Annotated in this window: 16 protein-coding genes and 1 pseudogene; 10 read left to right on the top strand and 7 right to left on the bottom strand. The window is 27.0% G+C overall.

Going from position 1 to position 18,426, the window contains the following annotated elements:
* Positions 1-11 precede the first annotated feature (11 nt).
* Entirely contained in the window at positions 12-395 is a 384-nt protein-coding gene (locus tag BINT_RS11000; protein ID WP_014488653.1) for a VOC family protein, read from the bottom strand.
* A 524-nt stretch (positions 396-919) separates the two neighbouring features.
* On the opposite strand from BINT_RS11000, the pseudogene BINT_RS15410 reads away from it, so the two are divergent.
* From BINT_RS15410 to BINT_RS10970, 6 genes and pseudogenes are all read left to right on the top strand, one after another.
* A pseudogene (locus BINT_RS15410) lies at positions 920-1,087 on the top strand (pyroglutamyl-peptidase I family protein); the annotation flags it as partial.
* A gap of 109 nt (positions 1,088-1,196) precedes the next feature.
* Entirely contained in the window at positions 1,197-4,943 is a 3,747-nt protein-coding gene (locus tag BINT_RS10990; protein ID WP_014488652.1) for a phosphoribosylformylglycinamidine synthase, read from the top strand.
* Positions 4,944-5,121: 178 nt separating this feature from the next.
* On the top strand, positions 5,122-5,937 hold the full coding sequence (locus tag BINT_RS10985) for a Cof-type HAD-IIB family hydrolase (RefSeq protein ID WP_014488651.1): 816 nt from the start codon (positions 5,122-5,124) through the stop codon (positions 5,935-5,937).
* A gap of 3 nt (positions 5,938-5,940) precedes the next feature.
* A complete protein-coding gene (locus tag BINT_RS10980) occupies positions 5,941-6,744 on the top strand; it encodes a Cof-type HAD-IIB family hydrolase (protein ID WP_014488650.1) in 804 nt (267 codons plus the stop codon).
* Between the two features lie 36 nt (positions 6,745-6,780).
* Positions 6,781-8,007: a M20 metallopeptidase family protein gene (locus BINT_RS10975; protein ID WP_014488649.1), complete on the top strand. Its 1,227-nt coding sequence runs from the start codon at positions 6,781-6,783 to the stop codon at positions 8,005-8,007.
* 103 nt (positions 8,008-8,110) lie between these two features.
* Positions 8,111-9,853 (top strand): LTA synthase family protein, encoded by a 1,743-nt coding sequence (locus tag BINT_RS10970; protein ID WP_200859218.1) that lies wholly within the window; start codon positions 8,111-8,113, stop codon positions 9,851-9,853.
* 61 nt (positions 9,854-9,914) lie between these two features.
* Here the strand turns inward: BINT_RS10970 and BINT_RS10965 are convergent, their stop codons facing one another.
* Positions 9,915-10,352 (bottom strand): PepSY-like domain-containing protein, encoded by a 438-nt coding sequence (locus BINT_RS10965; RefSeq protein WP_014488647.1) that lies wholly within the window; start codon positions 10,350-10,352, stop codon positions 9,915-9,917.
* Positions 10,353-10,564: 212 nt separating this feature from the next.
* Positions 10,565-11,002, bottom strand: coding sequence for a PepSY-like domain-containing protein (locus tag BINT_RS10960; RefSeq protein ID WP_014488646.1), 438 nt, complete (start codon positions 11,000-11,002; stop codon positions 10,565-10,567).
* 222 nt (positions 11,003-11,224) lie between these two features.
* Here BINT_RS10960 and BINT_RS10955 point away from each other — a divergent pair, with 222 nt between their 5' ends.
* Positions 11,225-11,464 carry a hypothetical protein gene (locus BINT_RS10955; protein ID WP_012671924.1) on the top strand — a complete coding sequence of 80 codons (240 nt, stop codon included), beginning with the start codon at positions 11,225-11,227 and terminating at the stop codon, positions 11,462-11,464.
* Positions 11,465-11,495: 31 nt separating this feature from the next.
* Here the strand turns inward: BINT_RS10955 and BINT_RS10950 are convergent, their stop codons facing one another.
* The 4 genes from BINT_RS10950 to dhaK all read right to left on the bottom strand — a co-directional run bounded on the left by BINT_RS10950 (position 11,496) and on the right by dhaK (position 15,410).
* Positions 11,496-11,969, bottom strand: a complete 474-nt coding sequence (locus BINT_RS10950) for an ankyrin repeat domain-containing protein (protein ID WP_014488645.1) — start codon at positions 11,967-11,969, stop codon at positions 11,496-11,498.
* 80 nt (positions 11,970-12,049) lie between these two features.
* A complete protein-coding gene (gene dhaM / locus BINT_RS10945) occupies positions 12,050-13,495 on the bottom strand; it encodes a dihydroxyacetone kinase phosphoryl donor subunit DhaM (protein WP_014488643.1) in 1,446 nt (481 codons plus the stop codon).
* A gap of 23 nt (positions 13,496-13,518) precedes the next feature.
* Complete coding sequence (gene dhaL / locus BINT_RS10940) at positions 13,519-14,130, bottom strand: dihydroxyacetone kinase subunit DhaL (RefSeq protein ID WP_014488642.1); 612 nt, start codon at positions 14,128-14,130, stop codon at positions 13,519-13,521.
* 284 nt (positions 14,131-14,414) lie between these two features.
* On the bottom strand, positions 14,415-15,410 hold the full coding sequence (gene dhaK / locus BINT_RS10935; protein WP_014488641.1) for a dihydroxyacetone kinase subunit DhaK: 996 nt from the start codon (positions 15,408-15,410) through the stop codon (positions 14,415-14,417).
* 273 nt (positions 15,411-15,683) lie between these two features.
* Here dhaK and BINT_RS10930 point away from each other — a divergent pair, with 273 nt between their 5' ends.
* The 3 genes from BINT_RS10930 to BINT_RS10920 all read left to right on the top strand — a co-directional run bounded on the left by BINT_RS10930 (position 15,684) and on the right by BINT_RS10920 (position 18,402).
* A complete protein-coding gene (locus BINT_RS10930; protein WP_041177426.1) occupies positions 15,684-16,406 on the top strand; it encodes a HEAT repeat domain-containing protein in 723 nt (240 codons plus the stop codon).
* Positions 16,407-16,656: 250 nt separating this feature from the next.
* Positions 16,657-17,652 (top strand): ABC transporter ATP-binding protein, encoded by a 996-nt coding sequence (locus BINT_RS10925; RefSeq protein WP_014488639.1) that lies wholly within the window; start codon positions 16,657-16,659, stop codon positions 17,650-17,652.
* Positions 17,653-17,694: 42 nt separating this feature from the next.
* Positions 17,695-18,402, top strand: a complete 708-nt coding sequence (locus tag BINT_RS10920) for an ABC transporter permease (protein ID WP_014488638.1) — start codon at positions 17,695-17,697, stop codon at positions 18,400-18,402.
* Positions 18,403-18,426: the final 24 nt, after the last annotated feature.

The following is an 18,426-nucleotide window of genomic DNA, read 5'->3' as shown; positions in this document are numbered from 1 at the left end:
TATATATGCCTTTATATAGTTATTTCTATTCTATTATTTTCGCTGTCAAGCACAACGCTTTCATAATATCCATCGCCTGTAGTTCTAGGATATGATGCGATTTTAAATCCGTCTTTTTCTAATTCTTCTGTGAGGCTGTCAACTTTCTCTTTGCTTCCTACTGATATTGAAATATGAGCAAAACCGTACATATCATCATTTGTATTTCTTTCTTTTATATCTTTTCTAGTCATAATCTCTAATCTGCAGTCATCTTCAAATTTTAGAAAATATGATTCAAACCCTTTTTTCTCATTAACATATTTATCATTGCATATACAATTAAAATATTTGATATAAAAATTTTTAATATTCTCTAAATCTTTAACCCAAACAGCAATATGAGCTATTTTCATTTTATAACCTCGCATGATAAAATTTATATTTATATTATAACATTAATGTAAAAATTAAAAACAATTATTATCTGCTTATATATGTAATAATATAAAAAATAATGAACTATAAATAAAAAATATCAAAATATTGTTGTTTGTAGTATTTTTTAATAAATATATACCTAAACAACTATATTTTGTCACTGCGAGCCACAGCACCGCCCCGCACAGTATCGCTTATTCTTATCGAATGTCAACTATATGTGCGGCTGATTACTTATTATATAAAATTAATAATTTATATCTAAACAACTATATTTTATCAATAATAAATTTATATTTTTGTTTTGATATCTGGGGTTTTGCCAACTATGCTGTGTCCTTACGCAAAAACCACTTCTTTTGTGACCGAATGGAGAGCCTTCGGCGAGAAGCAGGGACAGCCCCGTGCCGACGAAGTCCGCCTTCGCTCTGCGTGCCTTTGGTTGGCGAGCGGCGGGAAAAAGAACAATAAAAAATTGACAAACTTAAAAATTTTCAGTATATACTACATTGTTATTAAAAAAAATAATTTAAATATTAAAGGGGGTTTTATACATGTACCTTATATAACATAACAAATACTTGATAAGCCAAACACTCCATATACAACTAAAGATATGATAGTACATGCTCTTGAAATAATAATAAAAACTTCTGTATTATATTAAGTGAAATCTTTTATAAGCTTTTAAACTTATAATTATAAAAAGTATTGATATAATAACTATTACATATATAATCATTATATTAAAAATTTAAAATTAGGAAATTATATCAATGAACTATCGTATTTTCATCGAAAAAAAAGACGGCTTTAATTTAGAAGCTAAAAGATTAGAAAATCAATTAAAAGAGAATTTCAAAATAAAATGTAATGTAAGACTTCTCAATGTTTATGATATTTTCAATATTGAAGAAAGTCAGTTAAATAATTCTATAAAAGTAATATTTTCAGAACCTCCTACTGATAAAATTGTTGAAAAAAAAGATTTTGAGAGTTTAAAATATTTTGCTGTTGAATATTTACCGGGACAATTCGATCAAAGAGCAGATTCAGCATTACAATGTTTGAAGCTTATTTATAATGATATAAAAGATGTAACTATAGTAAGCGGAAAAGTTGTTATTTTTGATGGCAATATAGATGACAGTACAATAGAAAAAATAAAAAAATTCTATATTAACCCAGTAGAAAGCAGAGAAAAAGATTTAAGCAAATTAGAAATAGAACCTCATCAAAAAGCTGATGATATTAAAGATGTAGAAAATTTTATTAATTTAAATATAGATGAACTTCATAAATATAGAGATACTCTTGATTTGGCAATGACTTATAAAGATATAGAGTTTGTACAGAATTATTTCAAAAATGAAGAGAAAAGAAACCCAACAGAAACAGAAATAAAAGTACTTGATACATATTGGTCAGATCATTGCCGCCATACTACATTCATGACAAAGATAAATGATGTAAAATTAGAAAATGATAAAAGTAATTTTTCAGAAGTTATACTCAATGCTATTAATAGATATTATAGTATGAGAAAAGAGCTTTACGGTGAAGATGTTGACAGTAAAAGAGATATTAATTTAATGGACATGGCAACAGTATCTGCTAAATACATAAAGAAAAAAGGAAAGCTTGAAGATTTAGAAATTTCAGATGAAATAAATGCATGTTCTATTTATATAGATGTTGATGCCATTGATGAGAACGGAAAAAATAAAATAGAAAAATATTTATTAATGTTTAAAAACGAGACTCATAACCACCCTACAGAGATCGAACCTTTCGGAGGTGCTTCTACATGTTTGGGCGGAGCTATAAGAGACCCGCTTTCTGGAAGAAGCTATGTATATCAGGCAATAAGAGTTACAGGAAGTGCAAATCCATTAGAAAAACTAGAAGATACTTTAGCCGGCAAACTTCCTCAAAAGAAAATAACAACAACTGCAGCAGCAGGATATTCTTCTTATGGTAACCAAATAGGACTTACAACTTGTTTAGTTAATGAAATATACGATGAAGGATATAAGGCAAAAAGACTTGAAGTAGGTGCTGTTGTAGGTGCAGTTCCTGTTAGTTATGTACGCAGAGAAAAGCCAAAAGCAGGCGATATAGTTATAGTGCTTGGAGGAAGAACAGGAAGAGATGGATGCGGAGGTGCTACTGGTTCATCAAAAAGTCACACTGATACATCTTTAAGACTTTGCGGTGCTGAAGTTCAAAAAGGTAATGCTCCGGAAGAAAGAAAGATTCAAAGATTATTTAGAAATAAAGAAGTTACTAAATTAATAAAAAAATGTAATGACTTCGGGGCTGGCGGTGTTTCTGTTGCTATAGGTGAATTATCTGACGGAATTGACATTAATCTTGATGTTTTACCTGTTAAATATTTAGGATTGAATGGTACTGAATTAGCAATATCAGAATCTCAGGAGAGAATGGCTGTTGTTGTTGAAAGTAAAGATGCAGATAATTTTATAAAACTTGCTAATGAAGAAAATATTGAAGCTACAAAAGTTGCTACTATAACAGATACTAACAGACTTGTAATGTATTTGAAAGGCAAAAAAATTGTGGATATAAGCCGTAAGTTTTTAGATACTAACGGAGCTAAGCAGGAAACTAATGCAGTTCTTAAAGATATTAATTTTGAAAATAATCCTTTTAGCACAAAGAATGCATGTTCTTTAACATCTCATTGGTTCAACATGATAGAAGATTTGAATGTTGCTTCTCAAAAGGGACTTATTGAAATGTTTGATTCATCAATAGGGGCTACTACTGTATTAATGCCTTTCGGCGGAAAATACCAAATGACTCCAAGTGATGTAAGCATTCAAAAAATACCAATATTCGATAATAATGCTAAAGAAATCAATACTGCTTCTGCTATATCTTGGGGTTATAATCCTTCTATAATGAAATGGTCAGAGTTCCATGGAGGTATATATTCTGTAATAGAATCAATGTCAAAACTTGTTTCTATTGGTGCTGATTATAAAAATATAAGATTATCATTCCAAGAATATTTTGAGAAATTAGGAAATGATGCTAAAAAATGGGGTAAAGTTTATTCTGCATTACTCGGTACAATATATGCTCAGACTGAATTTGATATACCAGCTATAGGCGGTAAAGACTCTATGAGCGGTACTTTCAATAATATATCAGTGCCTTCAACTTTAATATCATTTGCAGTATCAACTGTAAACTCTAAAGATGTTATATCTCCAGAGTTCAAATCTGCTAATAATTATGTTTACTTAATAAAACATAATATGTTAGAAAATTACATACCTAATGTTTCTGAAATAAAAGAGAATTTTGACTTTATACATCAAAATATAAAAGACAAAAAAATATTATCAGCTTATACAATAAAATTCGGAGGTATTGCTGAAGCTTTAACAAAAATGTCTTTCGGAAACAGAATAGGTGTTGATATAAAAGATGAGCTTTATTTCTTTAATTTAATGCCTGCTTCTTTTATAGTAGAAACTAAAGAAGAATTAAATTATAAAAATGCTGTACTTATAGGAAAAACTATAAATGAATACAAAATAAAAGTATGCGGTGAAACTGTAGATTTAGAAGAAATAGAAAAATTATGGCTTGATAAATTATCTCCAGTATTCCCTTATAAAACTTATGAGGATGTAGAAACTTACCAGCTAGCTGAATACAAAAGAGAAGCCCCATTTATATGCAAAAATAAAACAGCTAAACCTAATGTTTTAATAGCTGCATTCTTAGGTACTAACTGTGAATATGACACTCAAAAAGCATTCTCTGATGCTGGTGCTAATACTGATATTTTTGTATTTAGAAACATTAAACCAGAGTACATAAAAGAATCTATTGAAGAGATGTCTAAAAAAATAGATAATTCACAGATATTTATGATACCAGGAGGATTCAGTGCTGCAGATGAGCCTGACGGTTCCGGAAAGTTTATTTCTGCAATACTTACAAATGAGAAAATTAAAAATTCTATACATAAATTATTAGAACGTGACGGACTTGTTTTGGGTATATGTAATGGTTTCCAAGCATTAATCAAATCAGGACTTCTTCCTTATGGAAAGATAGGAAACATTACAGAAAACTCTCCAACTCTTACATTCAATAAAATAGGAAGACATATTTCTCAAATGGTAACAACAAAGGTAGTATCAAACAATTCTCCTTGGTTATACAATATACCAGTAGGAAGCGAATTAGTTGTTCCTGTTTCTCATGGTGAGGGAAGATTCTTTGCTGATGAAAATACAGTAAAAGAGTTAATCAAAAAAGGACAAGTTGCTACTCAATATGTTAATTTAGAATCAAAGCCTACTAATGAGTTTAGATTCAATCCTAATGGTTCAGTTTATGCCATTGAAGGTATAATTTCAGAGGATGGAAAAGTATTGGGTAAGATGGGACATAGTGAAAGATACGGAAACAATTTATACAAAAACATCATTACAAAAGATATTTATAACATCTTTGAAAATGGTGTGAATTATTTCAAATAAAAATATATAAACTTATAAAAAATAAAGCTGTAGTCTTAAATAAAGATTACAGCTTTTTATTATTAATAGTGAAAATATGTGTAATTTACAGCATTCAATAAAAAATCAATATATTGAATATTAATATTTTTTATTATAATATATAAAAAGGTTATAGATCATATTCAAGGATAATATAATGGATATTTCAGATATTTCAAAAGATAAAATAAAATTAATAGCTACAGATTTAGACTGTACTTTACTTAATGATAAAAAAGAAATAGGAAGTCATACTGTAGAAATACTAAATAAACTTATGAATGATTATAAAATAGAACTCATATTATCAAGCGGACGTCCTTATGAAGGAGTAAAAAATTATAATAAACTTCTTAAAAATAATAATTATTCAATCATTTTTAATGGAGCTTGTATTGCTGATAAAGAAGGAAAAATTATATATAGAAAGACAATTGAAGAAAATATATCTGAATCTATAATAAAATTATCAGAAAAATATAATGTATGCATACATATTTATGATAATGGTAAATATATAGTATCAAAAGAAGATTTTCCTATAAAATCCTATGTACAAAAAGAGCAGTCTCTTCCTGCTGTTTACGGATTAAATAATATAAGAACTTATATTATTGATAAAATGCTTATTTTAGGAGAAAGAGATATTTTAAATAAACTGCAAGCGGAAATAGATTCACAATTTAATGTTCATTCTTGTTTTTCTGGTCCTCTTTCTTTAGAGATAACTGCTAATGGTGCTAATAAAGGAAATGCTTTAAAATGGGTTTGTGATAATAAAGGGATAAGTTATAATAATATTATAGCTTTCGGGGATAATTTGAATGATATTGAAATGATTGAATATGCAGGTATTGGCGTTGCTATGGCTAATGCAGAAGAAAAGTTAAAACAAAAAGCTGATTATATTGCACTTTCAAATGAAGAAGATGGTGTAGGAAATTTTCTAAAAAATATTTTTAAATTAGGATAAATGATGAATATTTCAAAAGAACAAATAAAATTAATAGCTACAGATTTAGACGGTACTTTATTAAACAATAATAAAGAGATAACAGAATATAATATAAATATATTAAAAAAATTGATTAAAAATTATAATGTTCAATTAATATTATCAAGCGGAAGACCTTATGAAGGGGTTAAAAGCTACAATAAAATTTTAGAAAATAATAATTATTCTATTATTTTTAACGGGGCTTCTATAGTTGATAATAGCGGTAAAGTGATATACAAACAAACTGTTGAAGAAAATAATGCCAAAACTATAATAAAACTTTCAGAAAAATATGATGTATGTGTTCATGTTTATGATAATGGAAAGTATATAGTATCAAAGGAAGATTTTCCTATAAAATCTTATGTGCAAAAAGAACAGACTATTGATCCTATTATAGGACTTGAAAATATTGAAACTTACAGATTTGATAAAATGTTAATTTTAGGTAAGAGAGATATTTTAAATGAACTTTATAAAGAAATATTAGAAAATACTGATGTTCATTCTTCTTTTTCCGGTGATTTATCTTTGGAAATAACATCTAAAATTGGAAATAAAGGAAAATCATTAGAATGGATTTGCAATAATAAAGGTATAAGCCCTGATAATATTATAGCTTTCGGAGATAATTATAATGATATTGAAATGATTGAATATGCTGGTATTGGAGTTGCTATGGCTAATGCAGAAGAAGAATTAAAACAAAAAGCTGATTATATTGCACTTTCAAATAAAGAAGATGGAGTAGGTAAGTTCTTAAGCAGTATTTTTTCAATATAATAAATTAATTAGTAAAAAGTTATATAAAGTTATATTATGAAAGAATTAGATTTAATAAAAAATAAAATAAAAATCATAAAAAAAGAATTAATAAATATAAGACGGGATATACATTCTCATCCTGAATTATCGAATGAAGAGTTTAGAACTATGGATATAGTATCTAAATATTTAACATTTCATAGTATAAAGCATAGAACAAAAGTTGCAGGTACTGGTGTTATAGCTGATATTGAAGGTATTGATAAGAGTTTTACTGTTGCCTTTAGAGCAGATATTGATGCACTTCCTATAGAAGATTTAAAATATTGTGATTATTCTTCTAAAAATAAAGGTGTTTGTCATGCATGCGGTCATGATGTGCATACGGCTATTAATATGGGTATAGCAAATATATTTTCAAATAATAATGAAAATAAAGAAAAGATTGTACCTCCTTGTAATGTGAGATTAATATTTCAGCCCGCCGAAGAAACTACAGGCGGTGCTTTACGTATGATAAAAGAGAATGCCTTAGAAAATGTTAATGTTATATACGGGCTTCATGTTTCATCTAATGCTGATATTGGATATATACAGATAAATGATAATATAGTTAATGCAAGCTGTTTAGATTTTATAATAAAAGTTTATGGAAAAAGCAGTCATGGTGCTAATCCAGCAGGCGGTGTGGATGCTATAGTTATTGCATCAAAAATAATAAATGATTTACAAACTGTAATAAGCAGAAATATAGCTGCAGAGGATAGTGCTGTTATTACAATAGGTACGATTAATGGCGGAACAGCTACAAATATAATATGTGATTATGTTGAAATCACAGGTACTATAAGAGCTTTAAAAGAAAGCATTATGGATAAGGTAAAATCAAGAATAAAAAAGATTATAAAGTTTACAGCTAATTCTTTTGATGGAGATGCTGAGTTTATAGAAACTGTTTATTTTGCAAGTCTTGTGAATTGGAAAGATGCATCAAGTATTATAAGAGAGAATGCTTTTGAGTTTTTGGGCGAAAATAAAATATTGGAATTAAATCCTTCTTTAGGTGCTGAAGATTTTTCTTTTTTTGTTCAGAATAAACCTGGTGCATTTTTTTATGTTGGTTCAAGAAATGAAAAGAAAGGAATAACTCATAAAGCTCATAATGGATTATTCGATGTAGATGAAAACTGTATAGAAATAGGATTGATGCTTCAGATAATGAATCTTTATAAAAGTTATTCAAAAAAAGATTTATTTTATATCGGAAAAGAAAGAAATTAATTATTTATTATATAAATAAAAAATAATAAATAATTAATTGTATAAAAAAATATATATTATATAATATTTAGTTGATATTTTAACTTTTTAAATGGATTTATTTATGAAAAATATAAAATTAAAAAATAATAGTTTTTATTTAATTTCTTTATTAGTAATAGTTTTGCTTTATTATTCTATAACTCAGTTATTATTTCCTATGTTTTCAGTAATGAAAGTAAATTTTAGTATTATTGACATATTGTATATTTATTTATTTTCTATAATATCGTATATACTATCTGACAAAAATAATTATATTTCTTACTTTTTTATAATAGTTGCTGTATTTTCTTTTTTTGCCATAGAGCCGCTTGGGATTACTATAGAAGCCAAGCCTTTATTTTTTACTGATATGCCGGATTTATATCCTTCACTTATAGAAGTACTTCCTCTATACATGAAAATAATAACAATATCTGCCACTACTTTATATTTCGGACTTTTATTTGCTTATGCTTTATATTTTATATATAGATTAGTTAAAATGTATAGTGTAAATGTTAAGAAAGCTGTTATAATGACTTTGATAGTGGCTGCTGTAACTTATATATCATTTTTTAGAAATGTAAAAATGGATTCTATATATGTTGATTATATTAATATAGCTAATAAGTATGGTATCATTAATACTATAAGTTATAGAATTTCTTATGATAAATTTATGAAAGTAAATTCAGATATAGAAAGTGTACAAGAAGCAGTTAATATATTGAAAGAAGCACAGAGTAAAAGGGATATATCACATTTAATGCTTTCTTATGATTGTGATAAAAAGAGAGATGTTTTTATAATATTTTTAGAATCTTTTTATGATTATGAACATTTTCTGCCTTTAATGGATAAAGACCCTTTTCCTGAAGAATATAGAGAATGGGCAAGCAATTCTACCAAAGTAGGACCTAATGATGGTTATGGAAGTTTATTTGCTAGAACTTCAGGACTTACAGGAACTTCTCCTATATTTCCTAAGAAACAAAAAACTCCTATATATACGGCTTTACCTTATTTGATGAAAGAGAATGGATATCACACTATAGCTTTAGAGGAATCGGATGTAACATATTATCTTGATGCATTATTTCCTAATATAGGTATAGATGAAGTTATATTTAAATTGGGACTTACAAATATAAAAAATTATATTAATACTCATGATTTTGATAAGCCTATATTTGTTACTGGATTTACATTTATGGGGCATGCTGGAAGCCATGTTGAAAATGATTTAGATGTATACGAAAACAATAAAAGCTTTATGGAGAAAATAGATAAAAGAGATATTCCTGTATTGGTTGAGACAATGGAGAATTCGGCATTAACTGCTAAAGATATAATAGATACAAAAAATATTATATTAGAAAAATATCCTGATGCTTTAATAATATTTAAACATGATCACTTGTATCCATATTTAAAAACTATAATACATAATTCTAATATAGATGATTCAATAAAAGAATGTTTTTTTAATTCTTATGATATTTCCCCTTTGCTAATATGGAATGGTACTAATGGATATTATAAATTTGAAGAGAATGGATTTCCTCCAGAGAATATACCTATGTTTGTTGCGGTAAATACATGTGCTAATTATACAAATTCTATAATATCATTATTATATAAAGATAAAACAGATGGTATTATAAGATTTTATAATGCCTTTTATACTAATGATAATGGAAAATTAATTAGGATTGAAATAGATAGAAACAGTTTATCATATAAAGAGAATAATGCTCAGAGAATATTATCTCAGGATTTATTCAGAGGCAAAAAGTATTTTTATCAATGTATAAATAATTGATTTATTATAAAATAAGGACTGACAAATAATTGTCAGCCCTTATTATTATTTTACTTTGCTATTAGTCTAATTTATCTCCTACAATTTTACCATTGTTATCAACATAAACTTCTCTATTATTACCTAATTTTAATTTGTAGCTTAAATATTCTTTGCTTATTTCTAATACAGGTACTTGAGGATATTTTGCTTCTACAGTTTTCATAATATTAGAAGGTATAAATTTTGTATTTATTGGCTGATTATTTCCTGATACATCAGTCCAATTTCCTTGTTTGTCAAAATCAATTTCTACACCGCTAGCTAATTCTACTTTGTATGATTGTCTATCTTGCTCAGCATAAACTATTTTGTCATTTGTGAAATTAGCTTTTACAAAATCTTGTGCTTTTTTTGGAAGCTGATTTGCTTGTATAGCCATATCAGCAGCAAAAGCACTAACTACAGACAACATCATTATAGATGCTACTAAAATAATTTGTTTGAAATGTTTTCTCATAAAATAACTCCTTTTATTTTTCGTTATACTTATATGATAGTACATAAAAGGTGTATTGTCAAGTTATTTTACATTATTTTTAAATAAAATTTACTTAAAATGTTAAAAAGTAAATAAAAGGTAAATATATATGTATTTTTGTAAATAATTTTTGATAATTAAAAAAGCCGGCATATATAAATATACCGGCTTTTTATTGATTTTTTATGCTATTAATCTAATTTATCGCCTGTTATTTGTCCGTTATTAGATACATAAACTTCTCTGTTATTTGCTAATTTTAATTTATAGCTGTTATATTCTTTGCTTATTTCTAGAACTTCTATCTGAGGATATTTTGCTTGTACACTTTTTAATACTGCTGTAGGTATAAATTTAGTAGGTATAGGTCTATTATTTCCAGATACATCAGTCCAATTTCCTTGTTTGTCAAAATCAATTTCTACACCGCTAGCTAATTCTACTTTGTATGATTGTCTGTCCTGCTCAGCATAAACTATTTGATCATTTGGAAAATTAGTTTTCACAAAAGTTTGAGCATTTTGAGGTAATTGATTAGCTTGTATAGGCATATCCTCTGCTGTTAAAATTAAACTTGAAAGCATCATTAAAGATGCTACAGAAATGAAAAGTTTTAATTTTTTTGTCATACGCTTCTCCTATTTTTTGAAATCCTTTTGTATTAATTAAAACTTATATATTTTTTTTATGTAAAATATTATTTATAAACAATATCATTTTTTTACAATTTTAAATAAATTTTGATTATATATTTATATAAAAAAATATTTATCAAAAATAATTTACAAAAAAATATTGACTTTTTATAAAAAAATATTAAATTCTTTTCAGATACAGTAAAAGGAGGAACTATGGCTCATAACATTATAGATGGATATAGAAAAATAGAAGGTAATTATCCAACCTATAGAGAATATTTAATACATTTCTACTGTAAAGATTGTTCTAATTTTTGGGCAGTAGACGATAAAGAAATTAATATATCAGAAGATGATGATATTTCTCAAATTGATGATATAATTGAAGATTCAGTATCACATTGTCCGATATGCGGATCTACAAATATAACAAGGAGTAATAATAATAATTAATAAATAGAATTTTAATATTAGAGAAGGTATTTTATATATCTTCTCTTTTATTTTCTATAAACTCGGCAATTTCTTTGCATCCCAAATCTTGAGCTATATTAAGTGCATCTTTATTATCTTCATTCCTTATTCTTAAATCGGCACCATTTTCTATAAGCATTTGAGAGGCTTTGATATTATTATTTTTTACGGCTATTATTAAGGCAGTATCTCCTCGCACATCTATGTCATTCACATTAGCACCATTTTTAATAAGATATTCAATAGTTTCTATAGCACCATCTTCAGCAGCATACATTAAAGGGGTTTTATTGCTGAAGTCTTTAGAATTAATATTGACACCAGATGCTATTAATCTTTTAATTTTTGAAAGATCACCGTATAAGCAAGCTATATGTATATTTTCTGAGCTTTCTATTTTGATGTTTTTAGTTATTTTTTTCATAATAGGCCATAATATTACTATAGCTACTATTACAACTATGATGATAGTATTGAAATTCATTGTCTTTTCCAAATTTTATATAAAATTATATACCCATGATATGTTTATAAAACAATATAAAATTATTATAGTAAAAGCTATTATTTTTTTAAATAAATAATTTTTCCTTCTTCATTTTTAGTATCTATAACTATATCTTTTCCTTTTAACTGCATAGCGGAGTCGTATATAACATAGGGTATATTTAATGATTTTAAAAGTATAGCAGCATGAGATACAGCACTTCCATTGATAGAAATTACACCTTTTATATTTTGTCCTATCTCTGTTACAATAGAAGCATATATATTATCTACTATCAATATTACATCATCTTCTTCAGGCATATTAATTTTTATATCTAATAAATATTTTAAAACTTGATGTAGTATATCTTCTATATCATATTTTCTTTCTTTTATGTATCCATCATCTAAAGAATCAAAACTTTTGAATATATTTCTCATAACTTTATTGTATGAGTAAGCTGCAGAATATTTTTTATTATCTATTAAATCATATACTTCTTTTAAAACATAATCATCAAAAAGCATTGATATGTAAGTTTCAAAAATAAGATACTCATTATTTTGCAGATTTTTTTCTTCTATAATTGTTTTTTGTTCTAAAAGATCTTTTTTAACATTTTCTATTGATTGATTAAATTTATTTTTTTCAGCTTCTGTATCTTTTATATATTCTTTTTTAACATTGATACCAAAATACATATAGGTTGCTTTACCGCTTACATGTCCATCTGAAACCACAATGGCATTATTATCAATATTTTTTTGCTGAAGAGTTTTCTTTTTAGTTTCAAATTTCCCATTTACTAAATATTCAAATCTTTCTAAAACTTGATCCGCATCAGGACCTTTGGCATATATTTCCATTACATCGCCATATTCTATATTTAATAATGTTACTTTAGTGATACTATCAGCAGATACAGGAGGTTTATGCTTAGTTTTATTAGAAATATAAACTTCACTTTTTGAATTAGCTATTAAATTAATAAACATAAAAACAGGTCTTGCATGAAAACCATTTTCCAATAATATCTTATATTCTCCTTTTACATAATCTTTAAATTCTATATCATCTAATGCATCATTGTTTATATTATAATCAACTTTATCTTTAACATAAGATATTTTTGGAGTTAAACTTTCGAGAGATTCATTAATAACCTCATCTATATTTTTACCCAATGAAGACTGTATTGCAGCGTTTATTCCTCCCTCTATGAAAGGTGCTGAAGTAATTCTTACATTTGCTGATTTTTCTTCATCAAGCATAGATATTGCAAGTTCGGAACTTATTAAAGCACTTCCCAAATCGCAAAATATTATAACTCCGTCATCAGAATATACTCTTTCTATAGCATTAAAAACGTCAACTGCATCCGTACCAATTTCTTTATGATCATCACCAGTTCCGCCTGAAAATGATATATCCACATTATTGATATTAGTAACTTCTTTTATATATTCAGCTGCAATTTTAGCAAGTTTATAACTATGTGAAACAAATATTAAACTAACCACATTAATTCCTTTTAATTAATTTTTTATAAAATATTTATTAATTCTTTTATCATCATAAATGAAGAAGTAGCTCCAGGATCTTGATGTCCTGCACTCCTTTCAGCTAAATAACTAGCTCTTCCTTTAGTAGCAATCATATCTATAGTTGATTTCATTCCATTTTCTGCTGATATCAATACTTTGCTTTTAAAATCTTCTATGCTTTCATTATTTTCTTTCATAGCATTTAATGCAGGAAATAATGTATCAAGCATAGTTTTTTCACCTTCTTTAGACTTTCCCAATGCTGCTATGGCATTTGTTCCTTTATTAAAAATTTCTGTTATATCTTTTAATGTTAATTCTTCTTTATTTGTAGAAACTATGCTGGCGTTAAGAAAGAAAGTACCATATAAAGGACCTGAAGCTCCGCCTACATTTTTTATAAGAAGTGTTGCTGTTTGTTTGAATATGGCCGATATTGCAGAATCATTATCTTTTAAAGCATCTCTAACAAAACCAAAACCTCTGCTCATATTTATTCCATGATCAGCATCTCCTATGTCAGCATCCAATTGAGTAAGATAATCTTTATTTTCATCGTATACAAGAGATAGATTAATAAGCCATTCTTTTATTTTTGTATTATTACACATAAAATATCTCCTTTATTGTTGTTATGCTAGCTTTTTCAATTATAATAAAAAAGTATTTTTTATTATTGCTAATAAAAATTGTTAACTCATCATACATATATTAAGCAAAGGCTTATATCACAATTTTTATACCTAGCTTTATAGTTAAATAAAATTAGTAAACTCTCACAATTTTTTATATATATCTAATATTTTTAATACAATAAACTTGTATTTATATATAACTAATGAAATTGCTATTATTTTTTACAATATTATTAGTTATGTGAAATAAATTTATTTAATTATATACCCCATCTTAAAGCGGCAGTATGTACAGGATAATCCCAAAGTTTTAATATATCATCATTTACTTTCATTAAACTGATAGAAGCACCTGCCATATCTATAGAGGTAACATAATTACCTATTAAGTTTCTTATTATTTTTATTCCTTTTTTATCAGCTATTTTAGCAACATCATTATATAGTATGTAAAGTTCCATTAAAGGAGTAGCTCCCATACCATTAACCATACAAATTACTTCATCTCCATTTTTATATGGTATATCAGAACATATAGCTTCCATCATTATTTCAGCTATTTCAGAAGATTTTTTTATATTTGTTCTTTCTCTTCCAGGTTCTCCATGTATTCCTATACCCATTTCTATTTCACTATCAGATATATCAAATGTAGGCTTTCCAACAGCAGGAACTGTGCATGAAGTTAGAGCCATACCCATAGAACGTGCATTTTCTTTACAGAAGTTAGCATATTCTAAAACTTTATCTAAATTATCTCCTTTTTCAGCAGAAGCACCGCATATCTTTTCAAAAAATACAGTTGCTCCGACTCCTCTTCTTCCTGTAGTATATAAACTGTTTTTTACTGATACATCATCATCTATAATAATACTTCTTGCATCTATACCATCAGCTTTGCATAAATCTTCAGCCATTTGGAAATTCATAACATCGCCTGTGTAATTTTTTACTAGAAATAGCACACCTTTATCATTATTTATGGATTTTGCTGCTTCTTCCATTTGATCTGGAGTAGGTGAGGTGAATATTTCTCCAGGACAAGCTGCATCAAGCATACCATATCCAACAAATCCGGCATGTAATGGTTCATGCCCTGAGCCTCCGCCCGAAACTAGGGATACTTTACTATTTTTACTTGCTCTTGTTACATATATAGGATCATAATTAACTTTTAATATATTAGAATATGCTTTTTCCATTCCTTGAAGTTCTTCTAATATTATGTTACTTACATCATTAATTATTTTTTTCATAAGTACCCCCTTATTATTTTTTTATTTTATAATATATTATGTTACTTATATATTATAAAACACATACATCTTTTTGCAATAGATAAATAGATAATATAAAGAATTTATTTAATAATAATTAAAAAATTAATTCTTAAAGAAGAAATTTTGTATGATATGAAAAATATAGTATTTTTATACATGATTATTTTTTATAAATTTTTTAAATTTACTTGCAATTATTGAATAATAATAGTATTATTAGTGGAAGTTAATATATTAAGGGGTTGTATAATGCTCAAGAAAGTATTTATCGTAACATTAATGTTTGCATTTTCTTTATCATCTGTTTTTGCTCAAGATACTACAACAACTACTACTACAGATACAGGAACTACAGGCAATAAGCCAAGAGAACAATTAGCTCAAAATTTTGTGGATGCATTGGCTGCTCAAGATGAAAAACTTTTGATATCAGCTATAGAAGGTGGCAGTCCTCAAGTTAAAGCTATGTGTTTTAAAGCTTTAAGTGAAAAAGGTGCTAGTTCTGAAAATTTATTAGAAGCAATTAACAGATATGTAAGCTATGGTTTAAATGCACCTTCTAGTCAGAATTCTGATTCTATGGTTCGTTATCAGGCTTTACAAGCTGCTAAAGCTGCTAAGTCAGAAACTTCTGTAGAATATATATCTCAAATGTTATATTCTGAACAAGAAACATCTAACATTATAGCTGCTGCTCAGGCATTAGGTGAAATAGGAAGTAATAAAGGTGTAGCTGCTTTACTTTTCCAATTAAGATTAGCTAAAACTCAAGCTATAGTTTATGAAGTTGTTGTTGCTTTGGGTAAAATAGGTGATCAAGCTGCTTTAAGCGATTTGATAGATTTAGCTCAAAATGAACAATATTTTATAGTTGTTAGACAAGCTGCTGTTGATGCTATCAAAAATATCAAACCTTCATCAGATGGCGGAAACAACAATACTACAACTACTACTGATACTGCAGCTCAGTAATTTTAGTAAATAAAAACATTAATTTAATTTTGAATAAAAAAAGTCTGTCTAATTTAGGCAGACTTTTTTATTTATTTCGATGATACAATTATAGAATTTAGTACAAAACAGTCTTTAATATTATAATTTTTTATTACTGAAAAATTATTATTTTGCGATAATATAATAATTAACAAATATGTTGATAAATTAGAGTTTTGCTGTATAATACAGCATTCTTTTATTGTAATAAATATTTAAAGGATTTTTAATGATAAAAGTTGATAATATAGTTAAATATTATGGGGAACATATAGCATTAAAAGGGGTATCCTATACTATAAATAAGGGAGAGATAGTAGGATTTTTAGGACCGAATGGAGCTGGTAAAAGCACTATGATGCGTATAATTACAGGTTATCTTCCAGCTACAAGCGGATATGTTTATTTAGATGATTATGAAGTTTATGATAATCCTATAGAAATTAAAAAAAGAATAGGTTATATGCCTGAAAATGTTTCGCTATATACTGAAATGACAGTTATAGATTATCTTAGATTCTGCGCCAAACTTAAAGGCATACCTAGAAAGCATATAAAGACTGCATTAGAAAATACTATAGAAATAACAGGACTTACAAAATACAGAAACAGAATAATAGGACATTTATCAAAAGGTTATAAGCAGCGTACAGGTATAGCACAGGCAATAATACATGATCCTGAAGTTTTAATATTAGATGAGCCTACAAGCGGTTTGGATCCTAATCAATTAATAGAGGTAAGATCATTAATAAAAAGTTTAGGCGGAACTAGAACAGTTATACTTTCTACTCATATATTGAGCGAAGTAGAAGATACTTGTGAAAGAGCTTTAATTATAGATAGCGGAGAATTAATAGCTGAAGATACTATTGAAGGTTTGAAAATGGCTATGGATAGAGAAATATTAGGCGGCAATATAGAACTTAAAGTAGCTGGCAGATATAATGATGCTCTTTTATGTGTTAGGGAAGTTAATGGAGTTGTACAGGCTGAACTTAATTCTTATGGTGATATTCTTATTGAGTGTGAAAGAGGAAATGATTCAAGAGCCCAAATAGTTAAGCATTTAGTTAATAATAATTTTGATGTTTTAGAGATAAGAGCTAAAGAAAGATCATTAGAAGAAGTATTCATTTACTTTACTGATAAAAAGAAAAATGAAGATTTTGATAAATCTAAATATATCAGAGATGCAATTTTGAGTGCAGAAAATAATGAATAATAAATATAAAATAGATAAACAATTAATAAGAGGTTAATATAAATGAGAAATATATATGTTGTATTTTCAAGAGAAATTCAATCTTTTTATGTATCGCCATTATACTATATATTGGGATTTATATATCTTGCTTTGACAGGATACTTTTTTACTATAGAAATTTATTATAGCAGATTGGCTGTTATGGAAAACACTATGTATAATATTGGGTTTTTTACAATATTATTCTTATCTATTCTTTGTATGAAACTTATAGCAGAAGAAAGAGCTTCAGGAACTTTTGAACTTATAATGACAGCACCTATTACTTCGCTTCAATATGTTATAGGAAAATATTTATCTGTATTAGTAGTATATATATCATTGCTTGCTATGACTTTTGTTTATCCTATACTTCTTATGGTATTTGGTAAGCCTGATATAGGAGTAATATTCAGTGGATATTTAGGATTATTTCTTTTAGGTACTGCTATACTTGGATTAGGACTTATAGCAACAAGTATATCTAAAAGTCAGTTAGTAGCTGCTATTTTGGGCGTATCTATGGGGATATTTGCCTATATAATAAATTGGCTTAGTGAAATGTTTACAGGAGCAAGCAAGATATTGAATGCTATTTCTATAACTACATACTTTTCTGATTTTACTAAAGGTATGATAGATATACAGAATGTTATATTCTTTTTAATTTGGGCTGTTGCCTGTATATCAATATCTACTATGTTTGTAGAATCTTATAAATGGCAATAATTTTTGATTTTATTAAAAGGGCTT

It is taken from the genome of Brachyspira intermedia PWS/A, from assembly GCF_000223215.1.
GTDB lineage: Bacteria > Spirochaetota > Brachyspiria > Brachyspirales > Brachyspiraceae > Brachyspira > Brachyspira intermedia.
Note: the sequence above shows the minus strand (reverse complement) of the source record. Positions and strands in the feature narration are given on the sequence as shown.